This window comes from Mesorhizobium sp. M1403 (assembly GCF_040317695.1).
Classification (GTDB): Bacteria; Pseudomonadota; Alphaproteobacteria; order Rhizobiales; family Rhizobiaceae; genus Mesorhizobium.
This window is the reverse complement of sequence record NZ_JAMYKY010000012.1, coordinates 141022-162705: the sequence shown is the minus strand read 5'-3', so window position 1 is coordinate 162705 and position 21684 is coordinate 141022. Positions and strand designations below refer to the sequence as shown.

General features: G+C 62.8%; 20 protein-coding genes and 1 pseudogene. 12 read left to right on the top strand and 9 right to left on the bottom strand.

Annotation, left to right across the window (positions count from 1 at the left end):
- Positions 1 to 53 precede the first annotated feature (53 nt).
- The 3 genes from NKH01_RS20315 (at position 54) to NKH01_RS20305 (ending at position 4534) form a co-directional block, all read left to right on the top strand.
- Complete coding sequence (locus tag NKH01_RS20315; protein WP_353022004.1) at positions 54 to 2105, top strand: elongation factor G; 2052 nt, start codon at positions 54 to 56, stop codon at positions 2103 to 2105.
- A gap of 909 nt (positions 2106 to 3014) precedes the next feature.
- Positions 3015 to 3512, top strand: coding sequence for a methyltransferase family protein (locus NKH01_RS20310; RefSeq protein WP_353022001.1), 498 nt, complete (start codon positions 3015 to 3017; stop codon positions 3510 to 3512).
- 248 nt (positions 3513 to 3760) lie between these two features.
- Positions 3761 to 4534 carry a hypothetical protein gene (locus NKH01_RS20305; RefSeq protein ID WP_353021998.1) on the top strand — a complete coding sequence of 258 codons (774 nt, stop codon included), beginning with the start codon at positions 3761 to 3763 and terminating at the stop codon, positions 4532 to 4534.
- On the opposite strand, the gene NKH01_RS20300 is transcribed toward NKH01_RS20305, so the two are convergent.
- Positions 4531 to 5427, bottom strand: a complete 897-nt coding sequence (locus tag NKH01_RS20300; protein ID WP_023719100.1) for a LysR family transcriptional regulator — start codon at positions 5425 to 5427, stop codon at positions 4531 to 4533. The genes NKH01_RS20305 and NKH01_RS20300 overlap by 4 nt on opposite strands.
- A gap of 97 nt (positions 5428 to 5524) precedes the next feature.
- Positions 5525 to 6499 (bottom strand): thioredoxin-disulfide reductase, encoded by a 975-nt coding sequence (gene trxB, locus NKH01_RS20295; protein WP_353021995.1) that lies wholly within the window; start codon positions 6497 to 6499, stop codon positions 5525 to 5527.
- A gap of 267 nt (positions 6500 to 6766) precedes the next feature.
- Here trxB and NKH01_RS20290 point away from each other — a divergent pair, with 267 nt between their 5' ends.
- Together NKH01_RS20290 and NKH01_RS20285 are read left to right on the top strand one after the other, a co-directional pair.
- The gene (locus tag NKH01_RS20290) at positions 6767 to 7243 is read left to right on the top strand and encodes an Lrp/AsnC family transcriptional regulator (RefSeq protein WP_352815480.1); all 477 of its coding nucleotides are present in this window, start codon (positions 6767 to 6769) and stop codon (positions 7241 to 7243) included.
- Between the two features lie 210 nt (positions 7244 to 7453).
- Entirely contained in the window at positions 7454 to 8350 is an 897-nt protein-coding gene (locus NKH01_RS20285; RefSeq protein WP_352494919.1) for a DMT family transporter, read from the top strand.
- A 518-nt stretch (positions 8351 to 8868) separates the two neighbouring features.
- On the opposite strand, the gene NKH01_RS20280 is transcribed toward NKH01_RS20285, so the two are convergent.
- The 3 genes from NKH01_RS20280 to NKH01_RS20270 form a co-directional block, all read right to left on the bottom strand.
- The gene (locus NKH01_RS20280; protein ID WP_353021990.1) at positions 8869 to 9444 is read right to left on the bottom strand and encodes a D-sedoheptulose-7-phosphate isomerase; all 576 of its coding nucleotides are present in this window, start codon (positions 9442 to 9444) and stop codon (positions 8869 to 8871) included.
- 7 nt (positions 9445 to 9451) lie between these two features.
- The gene (gene rfaE1, locus NKH01_RS20275; protein ID WP_353021987.1) at positions 9452 to 10930 is read right to left on the bottom strand and encodes a D-glycero-beta-D-manno-heptose-7-phosphate kinase; all 1479 of its coding nucleotides are present in this window, start codon (positions 10928 to 10930) and stop codon (positions 9452 to 9454) included.
- Between the two features lie 139 nt (positions 10931 to 11069).
- Positions 11070 to 11702 (bottom strand): LysE family translocator, encoded by a 633-nt coding sequence (locus tag NKH01_RS20270; protein WP_353021985.1) that lies wholly within the window; start codon positions 11700 to 11702, stop codon positions 11070 to 11072.
- A 174-nt stretch (positions 11703 to 11876) separates the two neighbouring features.
- On the opposite strand from NKH01_RS20270, the gene rfaD reads away from it, so the two are divergent.
- The 3 genes from rfaD to waaC are packed head-to-tail and all read left to right on the top strand — an operon-like array spanning position 11877 to position 14778.
- Positions 11877 to 12827, top strand: a complete 951-nt coding sequence (gene rfaD / locus NKH01_RS20265) for an ADP-glyceromanno-heptose 6-epimerase (RefSeq protein ID WP_353021983.1) — start codon at positions 11877 to 11879, stop codon at positions 12825 to 12827.
- Positions 12800 to 13807: a lipopolysaccharide heptosyltransferase II gene (gene waaF / locus NKH01_RS20260; RefSeq protein ID WP_352815474.1), complete on the top strand. Its 1008-nt coding sequence runs from the start codon at positions 12800 to 12802 to the stop codon at positions 13805 to 13807. Before rfaD ends, waaF begins: the two co-directional genes overlap by 28 nt.
- A complete protein-coding gene (gene waaC / locus NKH01_RS20255) occupies positions 13804 to 14778 on the top strand; it encodes a lipopolysaccharide heptosyltransferase I (RefSeq protein WP_352483138.1) in 975 nt (324 codons plus the stop codon). The genes waaF and waaC overlap by 4 nt, the downstream gene beginning before the upstream one ends.
- 139 nt (positions 14779 to 14917) lie before the next feature.
- Here waaC and greA read toward each other — a convergent pair whose 3' ends face one another.
- Both greA and NKH01_RS20245 read right to left on the bottom strand, forming a co-directional pair.
- Entirely contained in the window at positions 14918 to 15391 is a 474-nt protein-coding gene (greA, locus tag NKH01_RS20250; protein WP_023719113.1) for a transcription elongation factor GreA, read from the bottom strand.
- Positions 15392 to 15718: 327 nt separating this feature from the next.
- The gene (locus NKH01_RS20245; RefSeq protein ID WP_353021979.1) at positions 15719 to 16276 is read right to left on the bottom strand and encodes a tetratricopeptide repeat protein; all 558 of its coding nucleotides are present in this window, start codon (positions 16274 to 16276) and stop codon (positions 15719 to 15721) included.
- Between the two features lie 237 nt (positions 16277 to 16513).
- Between NKH01_RS20245 and NKH01_RS20240 the strand changes: the two genes are divergently transcribed.
- The 3 genes from NKH01_RS20240 to NKH01_RS20230 all read left to right on the top strand — a co-directional run bounded on the left by NKH01_RS20240 (position 16514) and on the right by NKH01_RS20230 (position 18957).
- Positions 16514 to 16939 carry a DUF3775 domain-containing protein gene (locus tag NKH01_RS20240; RefSeq protein ID WP_023719115.1) on the top strand — a complete coding sequence of 142 codons (426 nt, stop codon included), beginning with the start codon at positions 16514 to 16516 and terminating at the stop codon, positions 16937 to 16939.
- A 76-nt stretch (positions 16940 to 17015) separates the two neighbouring features.
- A complete protein-coding gene (locus NKH01_RS20235) occupies positions 17016 to 17987 on the top strand; it encodes an extensin-like domain-containing protein (protein ID WP_353021976.1) in 972 nt (323 codons plus the stop codon).
- 115 nt (positions 17988 to 18102) lie between these two features.
- On the top strand, positions 18103 to 18957 hold the full coding sequence (locus NKH01_RS20230; protein WP_353021973.1) for an extensin-like domain-containing protein: 855 nt from the start codon (positions 18103 to 18105) through the stop codon (positions 18955 to 18957).
- A 53-nt stretch (positions 18958 to 19010) separates the two neighbouring features.
- Here NKH01_RS20230 and NKH01_RS20225 read toward each other — a convergent pair.
- A pseudogene (locus NKH01_RS20225) lies at positions 19011 to 19730 on the bottom strand (gamma-glutamylcyclotransferase).
- Between the two features lie 114 nt (positions 19731 to 19844).
- Between NKH01_RS20225 and NKH01_RS20220 the strand changes: the two are divergent.
- Complete coding sequence (locus NKH01_RS20220) at positions 19845 to 20552, top strand: LssY C-terminal domain-containing protein (RefSeq protein ID WP_352787707.1); 708 nt, start codon at positions 19845 to 19847, stop codon at positions 20550 to 20552.
- 47 nt (positions 20553 to 20599) lie between these two features.
- Here NKH01_RS20220 and NKH01_RS20215 read toward each other — a convergent pair whose 3' ends face one another.
- Entirely contained in the window at positions 20600 to 21619 is a 1020-nt protein-coding gene (locus tag NKH01_RS20215) for a zinc-dependent alcohol dehydrogenase family protein (RefSeq protein ID WP_353021969.1), read from the bottom strand.
- Positions 21620 to 21684 lie beyond the last annotated feature (65 nt).

Sequence of the window (21684 nt, the reverse complement as noted above, 5' to 3'; positions counted from 1 at the left end):
CGGCCGACAGGCCGGCCGCCGCTCACAGGGAAACGCCTGAGTGGAGGTCAGCCATGGGTACTCGCGCCGGAGGACGACGCACGGGACCGAAATGCATTGCCATAGTCGGTCCCTTCGCAAGCGGTAAGACGACACTTCTCGAAGCCATACTCGCCCGTACAGGCGCCATTCCCCGCCAAAATCCCGTTTCGTCGGGAAATACCGTTTCCGATCATTCGCCCGAGGCGCGTGCCCATGCGATGAGCGTCGAGGCGACCTTCGCTACCACCGAATTCATGGGCGAGCCGTTCACCTTCGTCGATTGTCCCGGTTCCATCGAATTCTCCTTCGAAGCCGAGCCGGTGCTGGCCGCCTGCGACGTCGCCGTGGTCGTCGCCGAAGCCGACGAGAAGAAGATCCCTGCCCTGCAGCTGATCATGCGCAAGCTCGATGATCTCGGCGTGCCGCGTATCCTTTTCCTGAACAAGGTCGACAAGGCGATAGCAGGCGTGCGCGACACGCTGAAGATGCTGCAGCCTGCAAGCTCGGTGCCTCTGCTGCTGCGCCAGATCCCGCTGCGCAAGGACGGCGTCGTCATCGGCTCGATCGACCTCGCTTTGGAGCGAGCCTACATCTACCGCGAATATGCCGAGAGCGAGGTCGCGCAGATCCCGAGCGACGACAAGGCGCGCGAGCTCGAGGCGCGCTTTTCCATGCTGGAGACGCTCGCCGACCATGACGACCGGCTGATGGAGCAATTGCTGGACGAGATCGAACCGCCAAAGGATGCCATCTTCGACGATCTTGCCGCCGACCTGCGCGACGGCATAGTGACACCGGTGCTGATCGGCACCGCCGAGAAGGGCAATGGCGTGCTGCGCCTGTTGAAGACAATCCGTCACGACGCACCCGACATCGAGGCGACGCGCCAGCGTCTCGGCGCGCCCGATGGCAATGCCACCGTGGTCCAGGTGATGAAGACCGTCCACACCCCGCATGGCGGCAAGCTGTCGGTGTCGCGCATCCTGTCCGGCCAGGTCGCCGACGCCGCCGAGCTGTTCCTTTCCAATGGCGAAACGGCAAAGGTCTCCGGCATCTACAAGATGCTCGGCAAGGACCAGTTCAAGCTGACTTCGGCCAAGGCCGGCGACACGGTCGCGCTCGGCAAGCTCGACGCCGTCAGGACCGGCCAGACGCTGAGCTCGACCAAGGGCGGCATCAAGCCGCTGGTCACGCTGGCGCCGCCCCAACCGGTCTTCGCCTTCGCTCTGCGGCCGAAAGAGCGCAAGGACGAGGTCAAGATGTCGGCGGCCATCCAGCGCCTGGCCGAGGAAGATCCCTCGCTCAACCTGCATCACAACCAGGATTCGGCCGAAACCGTGCTGTCTGGCCATGGCGAGATGCATCTGCGCGTCGTGCGCGAGCGGCTGGAAGGCAAGAACCAGATCCCGGTCGAAGGCCATGTGCCGGCCGTGCCCTACCGCGAGACGATCCGCAAAGCGACGCAGCAGCGCGGCCGCCACAAGAAGCAATCGGGTGGCCACGGCCAGTTCGGTGACGTGGTGATCGAGATCAAACCGCTGCCGCGCGGGTCAGGCTTCCAGTTCACCGATACGATCACCGGCGGCGTCGTGCCGAAGACCTACATCCAGTCGGTCGAGACCGGCGTGCGCGATTACCTGAAATCCGGGCCGCTCGGCTTCCCGGTCGTCGATGTTGCCGTCAACCTTTCCGACGGCTCCTACCATGCCGTCGATTCCTCCGATATGGCCTTCCAGATGGCGGCGAAGCTGGCGATGAAGGAAGGTATGGCCGCGTGCTCGCCGGTGCTGCTCGAACCGGTGATGAAGGTCGAGATCGTCACGCCGTCGGATGCGACGTCGAAGATCATCGCGCTGATCCCGCAGCGGCGCGGCCAGATCCTCGGCTACGACGCGCGGCCTGATTGGCCGGGATGGGACGTTGTCGAGGCGACCATGCCGCAGGCCGAGATCGGCGACCTCATCATCGAGCTGCGCTCTGCCACTGCGGGTGTCGCCAGCTACCGGGCCGTCTTCGACCACATGGCCGAACTCACTGGCCGGTTGGCCGACGAAGCGCTGAACGCCAACGGCAAGGCCGCCTGAAACGGCAGCTTGCGGCCAGAACACAAGGAAGCACACAAGGAAACGGCGCCCGGATCATCCGGGCGCCGTTTCGTTGCGGACCGTCTTCGTGGGAGGCGAAACGGCAGGTCCGCCGCATGCTTGCCGCCGGTGCCTGGCGGCGGAGGAAGGTTCGGACGCGGTAGCCGCCTGAGCCCGGGTCGTCCGAGTGATGCCCCCATCTCCCGGACGAGCCACACCGCGTCCTATGCTCTGCTTAATCGATTTGGCGCGCCCGCGGCATGTTACCCGAGGTTACATGTCACTGTTACGCGCCAGTTCCGGCCGATTTTCTGGCGATGTGTTGGTTTCGGGCAACAAAAAAGCCGGATCAATGAAGACCCGGCTGAGTTTGATTGGAAGTGCCTGTTAAGGCTAACCTCCAGAGGGGAACACTCGAGAGCGCTAATGGGAGGAGAACGCGCTCAGGAGATGATCTATATATGTGCTCTTCATGCCCAAGAAACAAGCATCTATTTTGCAACACACACATGCAAAAAGGCGCCGGCTGTGGTCTAATCCGTCCCGAAGCGCAATAGGACCAGTTGAATCGCTGAAATGCAGCCTGTGGCAAGGCAAAAATTGATCTGCAGCCGCGAATCAGCAGCGATTCTTGCTCGGAAAGTCGAAAACGCAGGATGACGTGGAATCGTGCAGCACGCGTTTGTTTTTTCGGCAGCCAGACCTTGCTGGTGCATGTCGCCTAAAATCCCGCCTCGGACTTGACCCGAGAGTGCAGCGGTTTGTGATGCATGAATAAGAACAAGACCTGAGGAGCGTTGCAGGAAACCGTTCAAGGGCGCGCCTTAGCGCATGATCCCGGTCGAACAGGAAGATAGAGCCCATCCCGATTTCATCGGGATGGAACAGGCTCTAGGTAAGGAGACCTCCATGCGAGCCACTTCGGCGATCGCCGGCAGCGTCATCTTCCTTGCTGTAGCGCCCGGCGTGGTCGCCGGACTGTTGCCTTGGCTGCTGACCGATCGCTATCGCCTGCCCTGGTCGAGACTGCCCGGTTTCGTTCCTGTGGGCTGGCTGCTGATTGTCGCCGGCACAGTCGTGCTGCTGCACGCCTTTGCCCGTTTTGCCCTGGAGGGTCTAGGTACGCCAGCCCCGGTCGCGCCGACCGAGAGGCTGGTCGTCGGCGGCATCTATCGCCATGTCCGCAACCCGATGTACGTCGCCGTGCTGTCGATCGTCCTCGGCCAGGCACTGCTGTTTTCGAGCGGGACGGTCGCCGCCTATCTAGTCATCGCCGCGGCCGCCATGATCTCCTTCGTGAAACTATATGAGGAACCGACGCTTGCCCGCCGCTACGGCGACGAATACGAAGCCTACCGCCGCGCCGTACCAGGCTGGCTGCCCCGGCTGACGCCTTGGCGCGGCTAATTTCTGGACGCCGACAATTGGCGAAACCGGCGAGACAGCTCCTTCTCCCCGTCACTATACCGGGGAGAAATGGCAGAGCGGTGAGGGCGGCGCGACACATCAGGACTACCAAACCGCGGAGCCCAAGTACGACATCAGACAAAAAGGCTGGTGCTGCCCATCTGGCTGCCGCTATCTTCTCCGTTATAGTGACGGGGAGAAGGACGCTTTCGCCGATCGCTGTTTGGGGTGTTGTAGGGTCGACATAAATGAGCTTTTCAGAATTTCAGCCACGCCATGTGCTCTGCATGCTGGGAAGGCAGGGTGGATATTCTGAGCTGTGTCGCTCAATTCAGTCGGCAATCGACAATTTCGCCCCGGGGTTTGAAATTGATACGCACTTTTCGCAGGACGCGCCGGATGATCGCATGGTTGAGTCGTTCGATGTGTCTTGGGATCGGGTACATAAGGGGGGACGGACTAAAGAGGACGAAGCGGCCGTCCATGAGCACGGTTGCGTGATTTATGTACTTGGTCCCCATATGGATATCGAAAGTACCGTTGAGACGTCGGCAATCGCCCTTCGCTTAATCGTGCATGCACTGAACAGTGATGCTATTGCCGCAAAAGGCGAGAGTGCTGGCATTGCGCACGGTGCGGCTCGATGGAAACAACTTGGCCGTGATGCGGAAAACGCGGAGGACGGCCCGAGTTTAGCACGTACTTGCCGCCTTGCCTTCAGCAAGCGGCCGTTAAGTGACGGAAAGTTCCTCTGTAGCGTCGGTTTCCATCTCGTCGGTCTGCCAGAGGTCTTCGCGCCAAGGAGTCTTTCCGACGATGAGCTGGTGCTCAGCTCGATAATCGACCGCGTTGCCGATGAGATGTTTACCGAAGGCGTCGGGCTGAGTTTAGTCCGTAACAATGGGATACTGCTACCCATCGAAGCATACGAAGAAGACGACTTCAAATTCAACCCGTATGGTGCCGTCTACTTGGGCGATCACGGCAAAAAGGATACCTTGTCGACAGGATCTAGAAACTAAAACGACCAGCTGCGCGCCTTGGCGATGATGAAATCGCGGAAGACATGCAGCTTCGCCTGGTTCTTCATCGCGTCGGGATAGGCGAAATAGGTATCGAAGGACGGCACTTCGGTTTCGGGCAACAACTGCACCAGCCCGGAATCCTTGCTGACCACATAATCCGGCAGCATGGCGATGCCGGCGCCGCCCTGCACCGCTCGCTTGATCGACAGGATGTCGTTGATCTGCAGCGTCGGCACCCTTTGCCCGCCTTCGAAATCGCCGACCGTCTCCAGCCAGTTCAGTTCCGACAGATGCGCCGGCACCGGCACGCCGAAGGTGACGATGCGATGGGCCTTCAGCTCGGCGATCGAATTCGGCTTGCCGTATTTGTTCACATAGGAGGGCGCCGCGTAGAGATGGAAATGCACGGTGAACAGGCGGCGCTGGATGAGGTCGGGCTGCTGCGGCTGGCGCAGCCGGATGGCGCAATCGGCCTGGCGCATTGTGAGGTCGAGCTCCTCATTGGCGAGGATAAGCTGCAGGCTGACCTCGGGATAGAGCTCGATGAATTCCTGCACGCGCTCGGTCAGCCAGCCGGCGCCGAGGCCGACCGTGGTCGTCACCCTGAGCACGCCGGAGGGCCGGTCCTTGGTCTCGGTCAGCCGCGACTTGATGGTTTCGAGCTTCATCAGCACGTCGTGCGCCGTGCGGAACAGCATCTCGCCCTGTTCGGTCAGAACCAGGCCGCGGGCGTGGCGATTGAACAGCGGCACGCCGACGTCATGCTCGAGCGCGCTGACCTGCCGCGAGATCGCCGATTGCGACAAATGCAGTGTTTCCGCGGCATGGGTGAACGACCCCGCTTCTGCTGCGGCGTGAAACACGCGTAGCTTGTCCCAATCCAACGCCATGATTTCCCCTCGTCCTGTTTTCTGGCGTCCGCCTGTTTTGGCGTCTGAATGAAAAATCAGGCTTTTGCGCGGCTTTTCTCAGCCGCTTATTCAACAATCACTCCGCCGCTTCGCGGTGAACCTCGATCCCCGCCAGATATTTTTCCGCCTCGAGCGCGGCCATGCAGCCAAGCCCGGCCGCCGTCACCGCCTGGCGGTAGATATCGTCGGTCACGTCGCCGGCGGCGAACACGCCCGGCATGTCGGTGCGGGTCGAATCCGGTGCCGTCCACAGATAACCGTTCGGCTTCTGCTTCAGCTTGCCGGCAAACAGCTCGACCGCCGGTGCGTGGCCGATCGCCACAAACACGCCGTCGACCACGAGATGCATCTCCTGCCCGGTCACCACATTGCGCAGCTTCAGCCCTTCGACCGAAGGCGGTATCGGCGCCTTGCCGGGCCGGCCGGTGATCTCGTCGACGACCGTATCCCAGATGACGCGGACATTGTCCTTCTGCAGCAGCCGCTCGCGCAGGATGCGCTCGGCGCGGAAATCGCTGCGCCTGTGGATGACGGTGACGCTCTTGGCCAGGTTGGAGAGATAGAGCGCTTCCTCCACCGCCGAATTGCCGCCGCCGATCACCGCGACATCCTTGCCGCGATAGAAGAAGCCGTCGCAGGTGGCGCAGGCCGAGACGCCAAAGCCCATGAAGGTGTGTTCGCTCGGGATGCCCAGCCACTTCGCCTGCGCGCCGGTGGCGATGATCAGCGCGTCGGCGGTATAGGTCGTACCGGAATCGCCCTTGGCGCGGAACGGCCGCACATTGAGGTCGACCTCGGTGATGATGTCGTTGACGATGTCGGTGCCGACATGCTCGGCCTGCTTGAGCATTTCGCTCATCAGCCATGGGCCCTGGATCGGGTCGGCGAAGCCCGGATAGTTTTCGACATCGGTGGTGATCATCAGTTGCCCGCCCTGCTGCAGGCCGGCGACCAGCATTGGCTTGAGCATGGCGCGGGCGGCATAGATCGCCGCCGTATAGCCGGCGGGGCCGGAGCCGATGATGAGAACAGGCGCGTGCTTGGTGATCATGAATAACCTCTGCGGGGGAGCAGCCATGGATTGTGGCATGAACTCTCGTCGATTGTTGCGCGTAATGTAAGTGTTGCCTGCGACACCAGCAAGGCAAGTTGCCGTTCGTCCCCGGAAAGCTTCAGCGCCGGCGACGGCGACAAGCAACCCGCAGCAAGATGATGCGAAAATCCTCGATCCAGCGGATGGAATAGACAGCAAAGTCGTTTAACTACAAAGTCACGAAAGATTCTTTCGCGTCACCATGGAAGCCGCACGGAAGCCACCATGCCGATCAAGGCCGATCTCGATGCCATCGACTGGAAGATCCTCCGCGAGCTTCAGCAGGACGGGCGCATGACCAATGTCGAGCTGTCGAGCCGCGTCGGCATTTCGGCGCCGCCGTGCCTGCGCCGGGTCCGGCGGCTGGAAGAGGCCGGCATCATCCGCGGCTACCGCGCTCTGCTCAACGCGCCGGCGCTCGGCCTCGACGTCGTCGCCTTCTGCCTGATCGGCCTGCATCACCAGGCCGACGCCGAGCTCAAGACCTTCGCCGAGCGCACCCGCGGCTGGCCGATCGTGCGCGATGCCTGGATGGTGTCGGGCGAGTCCGATTTCCTGCTGCACTGCGTGGCGAGCGACCTCGGCACGTTCCAGACCTTCGTCATCGAGGAACTGGCCTCGGCAGCCAATGTCGATACGGTGCGAACCGCGCTGACCATCCGCCGGGTCAAGGATGAAGGGCTAGTGGCGTTCAACGCCTGATCGGGACCGCAGCAACGGAAGCTTTGATATTCGACAATAGGAATTCTAAAACACTTTAGAATATTAATTCCAATATTAATATTCTAATAAATCTGGTCGATTTAGGCAAAACTTCCAATATAATCGCCAGTTTAATTCGTATTATCGTCTGCACTTACACTCCGAAATTAGACAGGCGAAGCGTTGAGCACGACAGCACCGACACGCTCAATGTCAGCAAGCGACTGGGGGCAGTTGCTGCTTCTGGGTTTTCTGTGGGGCGGCACCTTCTTCTTCGCGCGTATCGCGGTAGCCGAGATTCCGCCACTTGCCCTTGTCCTTTATCGGGTGTCGATCGCCGCCTTGGTCCTGCATCTATGGCTGAGGACATGTGGCATTTCGTTCGCTCCCGCACTGGCGAGGTCCGGCTCCTTCCTGTGCCTGGCTTTGCTCAACAACGTGATTCCGTTCTCTCTGATCTTCACAGGACAAACCGAGATTGGTGCGGGTCTTGCCTCTATCTTCTACGCAACAACACCTCTCTGGACGATCCTCATTGCAAACCTGCTGACGGCGGATGAGAAATTGTCGGCAACCAAGCTTGCGGGAGTGGGGCTCGGAATCGCCGGAGCCGCCATCATGATCGGCCCCGGGCTGCTGTCCAATCTTGGTGGCCCTGCCTGGGCGAAGCTCGCCGTGATCGGGGCGGCCATCTCATACGGCTTCGGCGTCGTCTACGCCAAGCGATTCAAGAACATGAAGCCATCGGTGGTGGCGACCGGCCAACTCACTGCCTCCACCATAGTCATGTTACCGATCGTTTTCCTTCTCTACAGTCCGGCGGCGATCGTGACGTCAAGCGTCCCCATATGGGCGGCAGTGGCTGTTCTTGCGGTCTTCACGACGGCGCTGGCATTCATCCTCTATTTCAACCTGATCGCCTCGGCCGGAGCGACAAACGCTTCCCTCGTGACGCTTCTGGTGCCTGCCAGCGCGATCCTGCTTGGCACAGTGTTTCTCGGGGAAAGGCTGGAGCCGTTCGAGTTCGCGGGGATGACATCGATCATTGCAAGCCTGCTCATCATAGATGGCCGGCTTTTTCGCCGCTGGATGACGCAAAAATCCTAAACTTCGCGACATTGGCAGAAGCCAACTAATTGTGCTCTGACCCAAGCGCCTCGGTCGATACGGTGCGAACCGCGCTGACCATCCGCCGGGTCAAGGACAAAGGGCTGGTGGCACTTTCAGCTTGAGAGACCAGGCAAAGCGCCTGCGAAACAAAAACCCGGAAACAAAAAACCCGCCTCGGCGGGCGGGTCGTTGGTGGAAATCATCACCATACCCAAATTAGTAGCATAGCTGCCGGCACAAAGCAAGAACAAAATTGTCTTCAGCGTTGAAGATTGGCGAAAACCGAGGCTACATCCAATCTCCCCCCTCGTGGGGGAGATGTCCGGCAGGACAGAGGGGGGCGTGAAGGAACGCCAACCTCGTTCACCTGCGACCAGCCGATAACATGTCTGAGGGCATGATTGAAAATCCATCGACAGGTCGGCGGGACAGCGCCCCCCTCTGCCCTGCCGGGCATCTCCCCCACAAGGGGGGAGATCGGCAGCTTCAGCGCTGGCGCCTAATCGAATACCCAATCACCCCGCGTCGCAGAGGCGCGTTTCGACCATTTCGCAGAGATGGTGGTAGAGGCACAAATGCCCCTGCTGGATGATCGGCGTCGAGGTCGAGGGTACGTTGAGCAGGATGTCGGATAGCGGCTTCAGCTTGCCGCCGGTGTCGCCGGTCAGGCTGATGACCGTCATGCCTATCATGCGCGCCTGCTGGGCGGCGGCGAGAATGCTTGGCGAATTGCCGCTGGTCGAGATGGCGAGCAGCACGGCGCCCGCCGAGCCATGCGCCTCGACCTGGCGCGCAAACACCGTGTCGAAGCCGTAGTCGTTGCCCCAGGCTGTCAGCACCGCCGCATTGGCGGGCAGCGCGATGACGTTGTAGGCCTTGCGCTCCCTGAGGAAGCGGCCGACCAACTCGCCGGCAATGTGGATGGCATCGCTGGCCGAGCCGCCATTACCGGCGATCAGCAACGCCTTGCCCTGCGAAAGCGCGGCGACGACGGCGCTGACCGCCCGCTCCATCTCGCTGGTCAGGTCGCGCTCGACCATCGCCAAAATCGCGGCCGCCGAGCGGGCCAGGTAATCGTTCAGTTCGGACATGAAATCCTCAGTTCCCGGCGCGCAATCTGCCGATGGTGCCGGTCGTGCTCTTGCCGGCAACGAGATCGACCAGCACGACGCGCCCGCCGGCCTTCTGCACGACATCGGCGCCAACCACCTGATCGACCGTATAGTCGGCGCCCTTGACCAGTATGTCGGGGCTCAGCGCCTCGATCAGCGAAAGCGGCGTATCCTCCTCGAAGATGACGACGGCGTCGACGGAGGCAAGTGCTGCCAGCACGCAGGCCCGGTCATGCTGGTCGTTGACCGGGCGCCCCGGCCCTTTCAGCCGGCGCACCGAGGCATCGCTGTTGAGGCCGAGCACCAGCCGGTCGCACAGGCTGCGCGCCGCGTGCAACAGACTGACATGGCCGGCATGCAGGATATCGAAACAGCCATTGGTGAAGCCCACGCTCAAGCCCTCGTCCTTCCAGCCCGCCACCAGCCGCGCGGCGGCGGCGGCATCGAGGATGGCATCCTTGTGGGCAACCGGACCATGCGAGCGAAACAGCGCGCCGGTGAGTTCCTCGATCGTCAGCCGCGCCGTGCCGCGCTTGCCGACGACAACGCCGCCGGCGGCGTTGGCGATCGATCCGGCCATGACGCGATCCGCCCCTGCAGCAACCGCCAGTGCAAACGTCGCGATCACCGTGTCGCCGGCGCCTGAAACGTCGAACACTTCGCGCGCCTGCGTGGCGATATGCCGGGCGTCGTCCGCACCGATGACGCTCATGCCCTTTTCGCTGCGCGTCGCGACGACGAAATCGAAACCGTGCGCCGCAATCAGCTGGCGCGCCGCCGCCTCGATCTCGTCGTCGGCGAACACCGCGCGGCCGACCGCCTCGCCGAGCTCCTTACGGTTGGGCGTGATTGCCGTCGCGCCGGCATAACGCGCATAGTCGCTGCCCTTCGGATCGACCAGCACCGGCTTGCCCGCTTCCCGACAGATCGAGATCAGCTCGCCGGCGACGCCGTCGAGCAGCACGCCCTTGCCATAGTCGGACAGGATGACGATGTCGGCGCGCGCCAGCGCGTCGCGGAAATGCCCGACCATCATCGCCCGCTCGGCATCGCCCAGCGGCTTGATTTCCTCTTCGTCGAAACGCAGCACCTGCTGGTTGAGCGCGCTGAAGCGGCTTTTCGACGACGTCATGCGATCGGCATCCTGCGCCAGCCCGCCGGTGTCGACGCCAAACTCGTCGAGCATGCGCATGAGGTTCTTGCCGGCCTCGTCAGCACCGATCACCGAGACCGGTATGGCGGCGGCGCCGAGCGAAACGATATTGGCGACGACATTGCCGGCGCCACCCATCGCCAGCGTTTCGCCGCGCCCGTGCAGCACGGGGATCGGCGCTTCCGGCGAAATGCGCTCGATTACGCCATTGACGAAACGGTCGAGGATGAAATCGCCGACCACCAGCACGGTGGCGCTGCCGAAGCGCGAGATGGCGCGGTGAAGAGGTTCGGGTGAAGGCAGCTTGATCATGTCAACGCGCGGGAGAGCCGATTTCAGTGACAGGGAAATTCGATTGGCAGGGCCGGCCGTTCATGGCGATGCCGATATACCGCAATTCCAGCCAACGCAACGGCAGGCCTTCGACCGATCGCGGCAGCGCGACGGTGCGTCAGCTTTTCTGCAACGCGACATGCACGCCCAGCCCGACGAGCACCGCACCGCCGGCGCGCCGCATCAGTCGTTGCGCCCGGCTCGAGCGCCGCAGCCTGGCGGTCACCGCGCCGGCCAGCATCACGCAAACAATGTCGGCCGACGAGAACATCAAATTGACGATCGTTCCAAGCACGACGAACTGCAGCCAGACCGGAAACCCTGCCGAGGCATCGATGAATTGCGGCAGGAACGCCATGAAGAAAATCGCCGTCTTGGGATTGAGCACCTCGACGGCAACGCTCTCGAAAAAGGCGCGGCGGGCGGATTTCGGCTGAATTCCCGGCAAAACCGCATCGCCTTGGGCCTTGGCGCAAAACAGCGAAACACCGAGCCAGATCAGATACAGTGCACCGACCAGCTTGACCGCCATGTAAAGCACCGGCACGGCATGGAAAAGCACCGACAGGCCGACAGCGGCGGCGAAGACATGGACATAGCCGCCGAGATGGATGCCGAGCGCCGCCATCAGGCCGGACCAGCGGCCGCGCGCCATGGTTTGCGCGGCGGCATAGAGCATCGCCGGACCGGGGATATAGGCGAAGATCGCCGTGGTGGCGAAAAAGGCGACAAGCAGTTCGGTTGACGGCATTACCTTGCTCCTGTCGCCGGTCGGCCGGCAGGCCGACCGAAACGAGATCTTTGCGGCGCCACTATGACGCTCATCCTGCCGCCCGCCACCTGCTTTGTCGACAGCCCGGCCCGGCTCCCCTATAAGGCCAGAATCCCACAAGGCTACAACCGACACAAGGTACCAGAGGCTTTCATGATCATCGTCACGGGCGGCGCCGGCATGATCGGTTCCAACATCGTCGCCGCGCTCAACGCCGACGGTTTCAGCGACATCCTCGTCGTCGACGACCTCACCGACGGCCACAAGATCGCCAATCTCGCCGATCTCGAGATCGCCGATTATCTCGACAAGGACGATTTCCTGGCGCGGATGGAAGCCGGGGACCTCGGCCGCATCGAGGCCGTCTTCCACCAGGGTGCCTGCTCGACCACCACCGAATGGAACGGCAAGTTCATGATGGAGGTCAACTACACCTATTCGAAGCACTTGCTGCACGCCTGCCTGGCCCTGCGCGTACCCTTCCTCTATGCCTCGTCCGCTTCGGTCTATGGCGGCGGCGCCGAGTTCCGCGAGGATCCGCAATACGAACGGCCGCTCAACGTCTATGCCTATTCGAAAAAGCTGTTCGACGACTATGTCCGCCGCACCGTGTTCGATACCGACCATTCGCCGGTGGCGGGCCTGCGTTATTTCAACGTCTACGGACCGCGCGAGGCGCATAAAGGCGCCATGGCCTCGGTCGCCTTCCATTTGTTCAACCAGGTCGAACGCGGCGAAAACCCCAAGCTGTTCGGCGCCTATGACGGTTTCGGGTCCGGCGAGCAGAGCCGCGATTTCATCCATGTCGGCGATGTCGCCGACGTCAATCTGTGGCTGTGGAAACGCGGCTCGAGCGGCATCTTCAACTGCGGCACCGGCAAGGCCCAGCCGTTCCGCGCCATTGCCGAAACGGTGATCGATACGCTCGGCCAAGGCCAGATCGAATTCATCCAATTTCCCGACCACCTCAAGGGCAGCTACCAGAGCTTTACGCAAGCTGATATGTCCCGCTTGCGCGCAGCCGGTTACAATGGCCAGTTCCGCACAGTGGAAACCGGCGTCAGAGACTATGTCGAATGGCTGAAAGCCCAACGATCCTCGTGATCGGCCCACGCTGGGTGGGCGACATGGTGATGGCGCAGTGCCTGTTCCAGGCGCTGAGGGAGCTTCATCCGAACGCCGCCATCGACGTGCTGGCGCCGGCCTGGGCAGCCCCCCTGGTCAAGCGCATGCCCGAAATACGCCAGCAGATCGATCTGCCGCTGAAATCCGGCGCGTTCGAATTCCGCGTCCGCAGGCGCTTCGGCCGCCTGCTGCGCGGCCGCTACGACATGGCCTATATCCTGCCGGGCAGCTGGAAGTCGGCGCTGATCCCGTTCTTTGCCGGCATTCCGCGCCGCGTCGGCCATCTCAAGGAAATGCGCTATGGGCTGCTGACCGACATCGTGCCCTTGCCCGATCGCCTGAAACGGCGCACCGCGCAGGCCTATTTCGGCCTTGCCCAGGGCGGCGGCTTCCGGGCTCCCAAGCTTGCCGTCGATCAGGATAACCAGGCGGCACTGCTCGGCCGTTTCGGGCTGACGGCGAGGAAATTCGTGGCACTTATGCCCGGCGCCGAATTCGGCCCGGCCAAGCGCTGGCCGAGCGAACACTATGCCGGCCTCGCCCGCGAGATGATGGCGAAGGGGTTTGGCGTGGCGCTGTTCGGATCGAAGAACGACGCCGAGGTGACGGCTGAAATCGCCGCGCTTGCGCCGGGCGCCGTCGATCTCGCCGGCCAGACGCGGCTGGAGGATGCCATCGACCTGATCGCCGCGGCGAGGCTCGCCGTCTCCAACGACAGCGGGCTAATGCATGTCGCCGCCGCGGTCGGCACGCCGGTTGTCGCCGTCTACGGCTCGACCTCGCCGCAGAACACGCCGCCGCTCGCAGAGCGTCGCGAACTGGTCTGGCTCGGCCTGTCCTGTTCGCCGTGCCACAGGAAGACCTGCCCACTCGGTCATCTCAACTGCCTGAAGACGCTGGACGTCGAACGCGTCGTGGTGGCGGCGGAGCGGCTGCTGGAAATGCCGGCCGCCGCATGAAGGTGCTGATCGTCAAGACGTCGTCGATGGGCGACGTCATCCACACCTTTCCCGCGATCGAGGATGCGCGCCGCGCCCGGCCCGGCCTGTCGTTCGACTGGTGCGTGGAAGAGGCCTTTGCCGGCATCGTGGCGCTGCATCCCGCCATCCAAACCATCCACAGCGTGGCGATCCGGCGCTGGCGCAGGAAGCTGCTCGAGCCCGGCACATGGCGGGAAGTGGTCGGCTTGTGCCGCGCCTTGCGCGATTGCCGCTACGACCTCGTTCTCGATGCGCAAGGCTTGTTGAAATCGGCGCTGGTGGCGCGGCTGGCGGCAGGACCGATCGCCGGGTTCGACCGCTCGAGCGCCCGCGAGCCTTCGGCGAGCCTGTTTTATGGCCATCGCTACGCCGTGCCGCGCGACCTGCATGCCATCGAGCGCACGAGACGGCTGTTCGGGCTGGCGCTCGGCTACGAGCCGGATTTTTCCCGGCTTGACTCCGGCATCGTGCCGCCAGCCGGAAGATCGACTTTTGTCGGCGAAAAGACCGCCTTCCTGCTGCACGGCACCAGCCGCGAGGACAAGAAATGGCCGGTCGCGGACTGGATCGAAACCGCCCGCCTGCTGGTGGATAAGGGGATGACGCCGGTCACCACCTGGTCGAACGACCGGGAAAAGGCAGTTGCCGAGGCGATCGCCGGCGCCGTTTCGCAAACCGTGGTGGTTCCCAGGTCGCCGCTTGCCGAGATCGCCGCTGTCATCGGCGGCTCAGCGCTGGTGATCGGCGCCGACACCGGCCTGACCCATCTCGCCAGCGCCTTCGGCCTGCCGACGGTGGCGGTATTCCTCGCCACCGAGCCCGGCCTGACCGGCCCGCGCGGCCCGTTCTCATCGACGCTGCTTGCCAGACCCGGCCGCAGCATCACGCCGCCGGAGGTGATGGCGGAAGCCGAGAGATTGCTGGCGCTTAAATTACAAGGCGCTGCATAGGACCTTTTCAGAATTCGCTCTGGCGAGTCGAATAGCGTGGTTTTCGAGAACCGGAGCGGAGCGTACTTTAAAGTACGTGAGCACCGGAAGCGCAGAAAACCGCGCTAGTCGGCCGCCGGAGTAGAATTATCAAAAGGTCCTAGATGAACTGCACCTGGACGATCTCGTAGCCCCTGGCGCCGCCCGGTGCGTTGACCTCGATGGCGTCGCCGACTTCCTTGCCGATCAGGGCACGCGCGATCGGCGAGGAGATCGAGATGCGGCCGGACTTCACGTCAGCCTCCTGGTCGCCGACGATCTGGTAGGTCTTTTTCTCCTCGGTATCCTCGTCGACCAGCACCACGGTGGCGCCGAACTTGACCTTGTCGCCGCTGAGCTTGGTGACGTCGATCACCTCGGCCCGCGCGATCAGATCCTCGAGTTCGTTGACCCGGCCCTCATTGAGGCTCTGCGCCTCTTTTGCCGCGTGATATTCGGCATTTTCGGAGAGGTCGCCATGCGAGCGCGCTTCGGAGATCGCCTCGATGATACGCGGCCGCTCCTGTTGCTGGCGCCAGCGCAGTTCTTCCTTCAATGACGCGAACCCCTCGCCTGTCATCGGGACCTTGTTCATATGCCTGACCTTTCCTGCCGCCGCCCCCGCAATCGGGAGCGACCTTGTCGATGGTACAAAAAGAAAACGGTCCGGCAGCCTCGGGCTAACGGAACCGTCTCACCACAATTTCGCAAGATATAGCAATCTTCGCGGGTTTTTCACGTCCAAAAAGTCGGTTTTTGAAAAATCATCCACCAATTGCGCGGCTGACCCGACGTCAAGCGGGTTTCCAAGATCGCATCGTGTGTACTGTGATGCCAAATCCCGGTTGTGCCAAACGTGCGCAGCACAGCAAAAAACCGGCTGCGATCGCTCACAGCCGGTTATGACGAGCGTTCCGGAGGATCAGCTCCTCATGAAATGATCGATCTGCTCCGACAGCATGCCGTATTCGCGAGATCCCTTGCCCGTGCGCTTCTCGATTTCGCGGAGCTGTTCCTGGGCGCCGGCAAGATCGCCGATCTGCAGGTGCGCCTCGCCGAGATATTCGCGCACCAGCGTGTAATTGGGGTCGATGCGCAGCGCTTCCTCGTAATAGCCGAGGCCGACGGTGATGCGGCCGGAATGGCGGTGCGAATAGCCGAGATAGTTGAGGATGCGCGGGTCCTGCTTGTTGGCGGCGAGGCTGAGCACGGCGATCGCCTCGTCATAGCGTCCATCCATCGCCAGCGCGCGACCGGCATCATAGATGCTGTCGTCGTCCAGCATACCTTGCTTCGGCGAGACACATTTCTTCTGCTTCTTGTCCCAGGCCTCCCCCTTCTTGCACTGGCTCTGGCCGCCGCCGCCATTGCCGCCGCCGCCGCCACCACCTGCCCCGCCTTCACCAGCCGAAAACGCCGGCGCCACAAACAGCGGTAGGGCGGCGATGGCCATGACCTGAATCAGCAGTCGTCTGCGCATTACACTCTCCTTTGAACCTGACAATGCAACACTAACGCCGGGCCGAAGCCGTTTCGTCCCCGGAAAATGCCATTCTATCTCAAAACCGCGATCTCTCCCAGGAAGGCCATCTTATCCCGGGAACAGAGGGCGTCGGAAATCATGGTTCACGATTAACGCCGACGCGCAAGAGAACGTGACGAGCGCTGCAAATCCGCTATCATCGGGCCGACCGAGCACGAAGCAGGGAGACGGCCGGTGCAGCAACGCGTTGAACGAGACTGGGAGCTTTCGATCGGTCCCGACACCGTGCGCCTGTTCATCCTGAAGGCGAAGGCGCTCAGCGCCGCCGTCAACGAAGACTATGCCGACGGCGCCGAGCACGAGGTAGAGCTCGACGGCAACGCGCACGACAACCACCATCACGACGGCCTTGCCGAGGAAAGCTCCGAAAATCTCACCGAGGAGGAACTGCGCGAACTGATCGACGACCTCAATGTCGACGAAGCGGCCGAACTGATTGCGTTGGCCTGGGTCGGCCGCGGCGACTATGACGCGACGGAATGGACGGACGCGCTGACCGCCGCCCGCGAGCGCGCCAACAAGCGCACGGCAAAGTACCTGCTCGGCATGCCGCTGCTGGCGGACTGGCTCGAGGAGGGCCTGGAAGCGATCGGCGCGTGACTGCGCGGTTACCGATTGTGATCGCCGGCCCGCCTCGCCCAAGGCAACTTCCCTGCATTCTGGCCGTTGCGAAGTAATGGCGGCGTTTGGCTTTTTCAGATTGGGTAGATTGCTCCTGGCCGTTACGGCTACGTCGCTGACGGGACCCGCTCTGGCCAAGGCGCCCGAACTGCCGCAAACTGCACCGGTTCCGCAGTTCAACCAGGAAGCCACTCCGCCGTCGCCAGCCGACATCCCGGTCCCCGAACCGCGCCCGGCGGATGCCCCGGAGGCTGAGCCGCCCCAAAACGAGCAGCCGCAAAACGGGCAGCCCCAAAATGGCCAGCCCAAGACCCAGCAGCCGGAGCCGCCGGCGATTGCACCACAGCCTCCTGAAAAGCCGGCGCAGGCTGAGCCGCCGGCAAGCCCACCGGCCGCGCCACCAAACCCGGCCGAGGCAGACAAAAAGACGGAGCAAGAAATCCTTCCAGATCCTCGCTCGGCCGCCATTGCCGGGAAGGAAATGCCGGCCGAAGAATTGGCCTGCCGCAGGCGGCTGAAGTCCATGGGCGTCGATTTCGAGGAGCGCAAGCCCGAGCATGATACGGCGGTCGGTTGCTCGATCCCTTACCCGGTCGTGCTGAAAACGCTCGGCAAATCCATCGCCATCGGTCCCGAAACCGAGCTCAATTGCCAGATGGCGGAAGCGGCCGCCCGCTTTGCTGCTTCGGTCATCCAGCCTGCCGCAAAGGCCGCGTTCGGCACGGATATCAAATCGATCGGCCAGGCCTCCGCCTTCGTCTGCCGGCCGCGCCACGCCGGCGGCAAACTGTCGGAGCACGCCTTCGGCAACGCCCTCGACATCGCCAGCTTCACGCTTTCCGACGGGAAAGAGATCGATGTCGGTCCAACGCCGCCGCAGAAGGACGCGGAATTCCTGGATGCAGTGCGCAAGGCCGCCTGCGGGCCGTTCAAGACCGTGCTTGGCCCGGGCAGCGACGCCGATCATTCCCTGCATCTCCACTTCGACCTCGAACCGCGCCGCAATGGCGGCACGTTTTGCCAATGACGCCGGGCGCCGACAGTGGCGCCGCAATTTGGCCGCAGGCGTGAACGGCGCCGCTGATTTTTCCTTTACACTTCAGGTTTAGAGTCTGTGCCATCCAGGGACAGGGACCCTTCCGATGGCCGGGCTATTTGGCGCTGCGCTTGCCGCTGCGCGGCACACAGGACGCGCGCGCATGGCCGGCAGGCTTGCCGCCATGCTTGCCATTGCGGCGATCTCCGCCTGCAACACCGGCAGCGTATTGTCGCTGCAGCCGGCCGTCGATGTCGGCAGCCAGACCGCTGCCGTTCCGCCCAATTCCGACCCGCAAGATTCCGGTCCCCAAGATTCCGGCCCGGAATATTCCGGCATGCAGCGCCTCGTCCCGTCCGACCCCTATATGACGGCCGCCTATCCGCGCATGGACAACCTGATGTCGCCGGCCGAACAGATGCCGGCTACAGAGATCGATTGCCGCAAGGAACTGAAACGCCTCGGCGTCGTCTACACCGACGTTGCGCCGATCCATGAAGGCCAGTGCGGCATCGACTATCCGGTCAAGGTCTCGGCCATCGGCAGCGTCGAGATGAAGCCGGCCGCGACGCTGACCTGCGACATGGCCGCCACCTTTGCCGGCTGGACCAGGAACGAACTCGTCCCGTCGGCCCGCTGGCGCTATTTTTCAGGCGTCAAGACCATCCACCAGGGCTCGAGCTATTCCTGCCGCAGGATTGCCGGCGAAGGTGTTTTGTCGGAACACGGCAAGGGCAATGCGCTCGACGTGATGAGCATCGAGCTCAACAATGGTGACGACATCGACGTCCGCAAGCCCGGCCTGTTCGCCTTCCGCACACGCGGCTTCCTCAACAATGTGCGCGCCGACGGCTGCCAGTACTTCACCACCGTGCTCGGCCCCGGCTACAATTACGATCACCGCAACCATTTCCATTTCGACATCAAGAACCGCAAGAACGGCTACCGCGCCTGCCGCTGACCGTTCCGGTTTTCAGATGAAATTGGAACAAGCATTTCGCGAGAGCGTCCGGATCAGCTGCGTTGCGTGCCGCCGGTGGAAGCCTTGATGTGCTGCGCGACCAGACCCTGGACGTGCCACAAGTTTTTGTCGCGGATTCCGCTTTCCTCGAGCATGCTGACGGTGCGGAACAGATACTGGGCGGACGAACCCAATGTCCGGCTGCGCGCGCCAATGTCTGTGCCACCTGATCGAGCGGCAGCCGCCCGGCATAAGCCTTGCCGTCGGGTGCCGCGACGAAGGCCAGGGCGCGTAGCGGACCGTCGCTGGCCTCGACCCAGATCCAGCGCGGCACGTTGGTAGGCGGGTTTGCGTCGATCTCCCGTCGCATCAGCCGACCGAGTTGCCCGAAATGATCTTCTGCCGGAAGTCTATAGACAAACGCCTTTGCAGCTGCCGCCCCGGTCCAAAGCCAGCATCAAGGCCGGAACATCACGGGTTCCGCGCCAGCGGGTCAGCTTCAGGCAGAACGAGCGGTGCCATCCCGGCGCCGTAGCCGGGCGCCGCTCGACATAGTCGAATTCGGGATTCCAGATCAGCGAGCCGTAGGCAAAGACCCAGAGCACTTCGGGCCGGTATTCCAGCAGCAGCTGCTCGACAAGACCATCGAACTCCGCGTCGGTGTGTTCTGTCGTCCCGGGCTCGGGGCCGGGGTCGGGCTCGACACGTTCGACCAGCGCGACAAGGTCGGCGGTCAACGCCATGGCAGTGCCGCGCGCCGGTTTGCCCTTCATCACGCCCTCATTCGTGCTAGCCGGTTCTACGCCATTTCATGCTAAAATATGACGATAGACCGGCTGAGCGCCGCTTGCCAAGGATTTCCGGCCTGCCAGTTTGAGCGCCAATGCATGAGCCAACGAAGCCTTCGACGACGTGCAACGACCTGGCTGGTGGCATGCTGTGCCGCTTATCTTTCGCTCGCCTATTTCGCCGCGCCTGAGTTCTGGACGTTGCGGGACCGCAATTTTCGCAATCAGCAATTCGAGATGGTGACGCACACGCCGCAAGGCATTCCGGGCGATCCGATCAATGTCGGCCTGGTCGGCACCAGGAAGGAGCTTGTCCATGCTTTTGCCGTCGCCGGCTGGGATACGGCAGACGCGATCACGCTTAAGACCGCGATCGAGATCGGCGAAAGCGTACTGTTTAACCGCCCCTATCCCGACGCGCCGGTCAGCCGGCTGTTGTTCGAAGGCCGCGCCCAGGACCTCGCCTTCGAAAAACCGGTCGGCGCCAGCGCCGACCGGCGCCACCACGTCCGCTTCTGGCAGACCGATGCGACCGGCGACGACGGCCGGCCGCTTTGGCTGGGCTCGGCAAGCTTCGATCGCGGCGTTGGCCTCAGCCACGATACCGGCGCGATCACCCATCACATCGGCCCCGACATCGACGCCGAGCGCGACGAGTTGATGCGCGACCTCGCCGCTGCCGGCATACTGATCTCGACCAGCCAGATACCAGGCGTCGGCGCCACAAAGGCCGGGCGCAACGGCGAAGGCGATCCCTATTTCACCGACGGCAAGGCCATCATCGGCGTGCTGCTGCAACTGCCGTAGGCGCGCCATCAGCCTTCCCGTCTGACAGCCATTCGCGCCGACGGGGTTCAGGGCACGGTGATCACGATCTTGCCGAACGGTCCCGTCTCCAATCGCTCAAATGCCTGCGGCACCTCGTCGAAGCCAAACAGCTTGTCGATCACCGGCTTGATCGCAAGCGTCTCGATCGCCTGGTTCATCCGCTCGAAAGCGCGGCGATGGCCGATCGATATGCCCTGTACGACGATCCGGTTGCGCAGGAACGGAATGATTGGGAAGCTGAGCTCCATGCTGCCGAGAAGGCCGATGAGCGAGAGCCTGCCGTCGGCGCCCAGCGCATTGAGCGAGCGCCGCGCATTGTCGCCGCCGACCATTTCCAGCACATGCCTGACGCCAGCCCCGTTTGTCAGTTCGCGCGCCGCCTCGTCCCATGCCGGCTGGCTGCGATAATTGATCCCCTTCCAGGCGCCCAGCGCCTTCGCCCGCTCAAGCTTCTCGTCGCTGCTCGAAGTGACGATGGCGCGCAGGCCGAAGGCGGCGGCAAATTGCAGCGCAAACAGCGACACGCCGCCAGTGCCCTGGATGAGAACGGTTTCGCCCGGGATCGGCTTGGCCGCCTCGACCAGCGCGAACCACGCCGTCAGCGCCGCGATCGGCAGCGTCGATGCCTCGATGTCGCTGAGCGACGGCGGCGCCGCCACGGCGGCATCCTCATGAAACAGCACATGCTCGGACAGCGTGCCGGGCAGTGACGAACCCAGCGTATGCTTGTGCAGCACCGGCGGCGCGTCGCCGTCCGGCCAGTCGGCGATGACCTGGCCGAGCACGCGCTGCCCGATGCCGAAGCGGCTGACTTTGCCGCCGATCGCCACCACCTCGCCCACCGCGTCCGACGTCGGCACGAACGGAAAGCTGAGGTCCGGTATCAGCACGCCATCGACGATCATCCTGTCCTTGTAATTCAGCGATACCGCTGTGACGCGTACCCGAAGGTCATGCGGCCCGGGTTGGGGCAGCTTTCCCTCAGCCGGCTTCAGCCTGGACAGGCCGAAACCGTTCATCTGCCAGGATTTGTTTTCTGTGCTCATTTGGTTCGCGCTCCGCGGTTGATGGCTGCGCGGACATTTACGCCGTTTCACTATGGAGAAAAGCG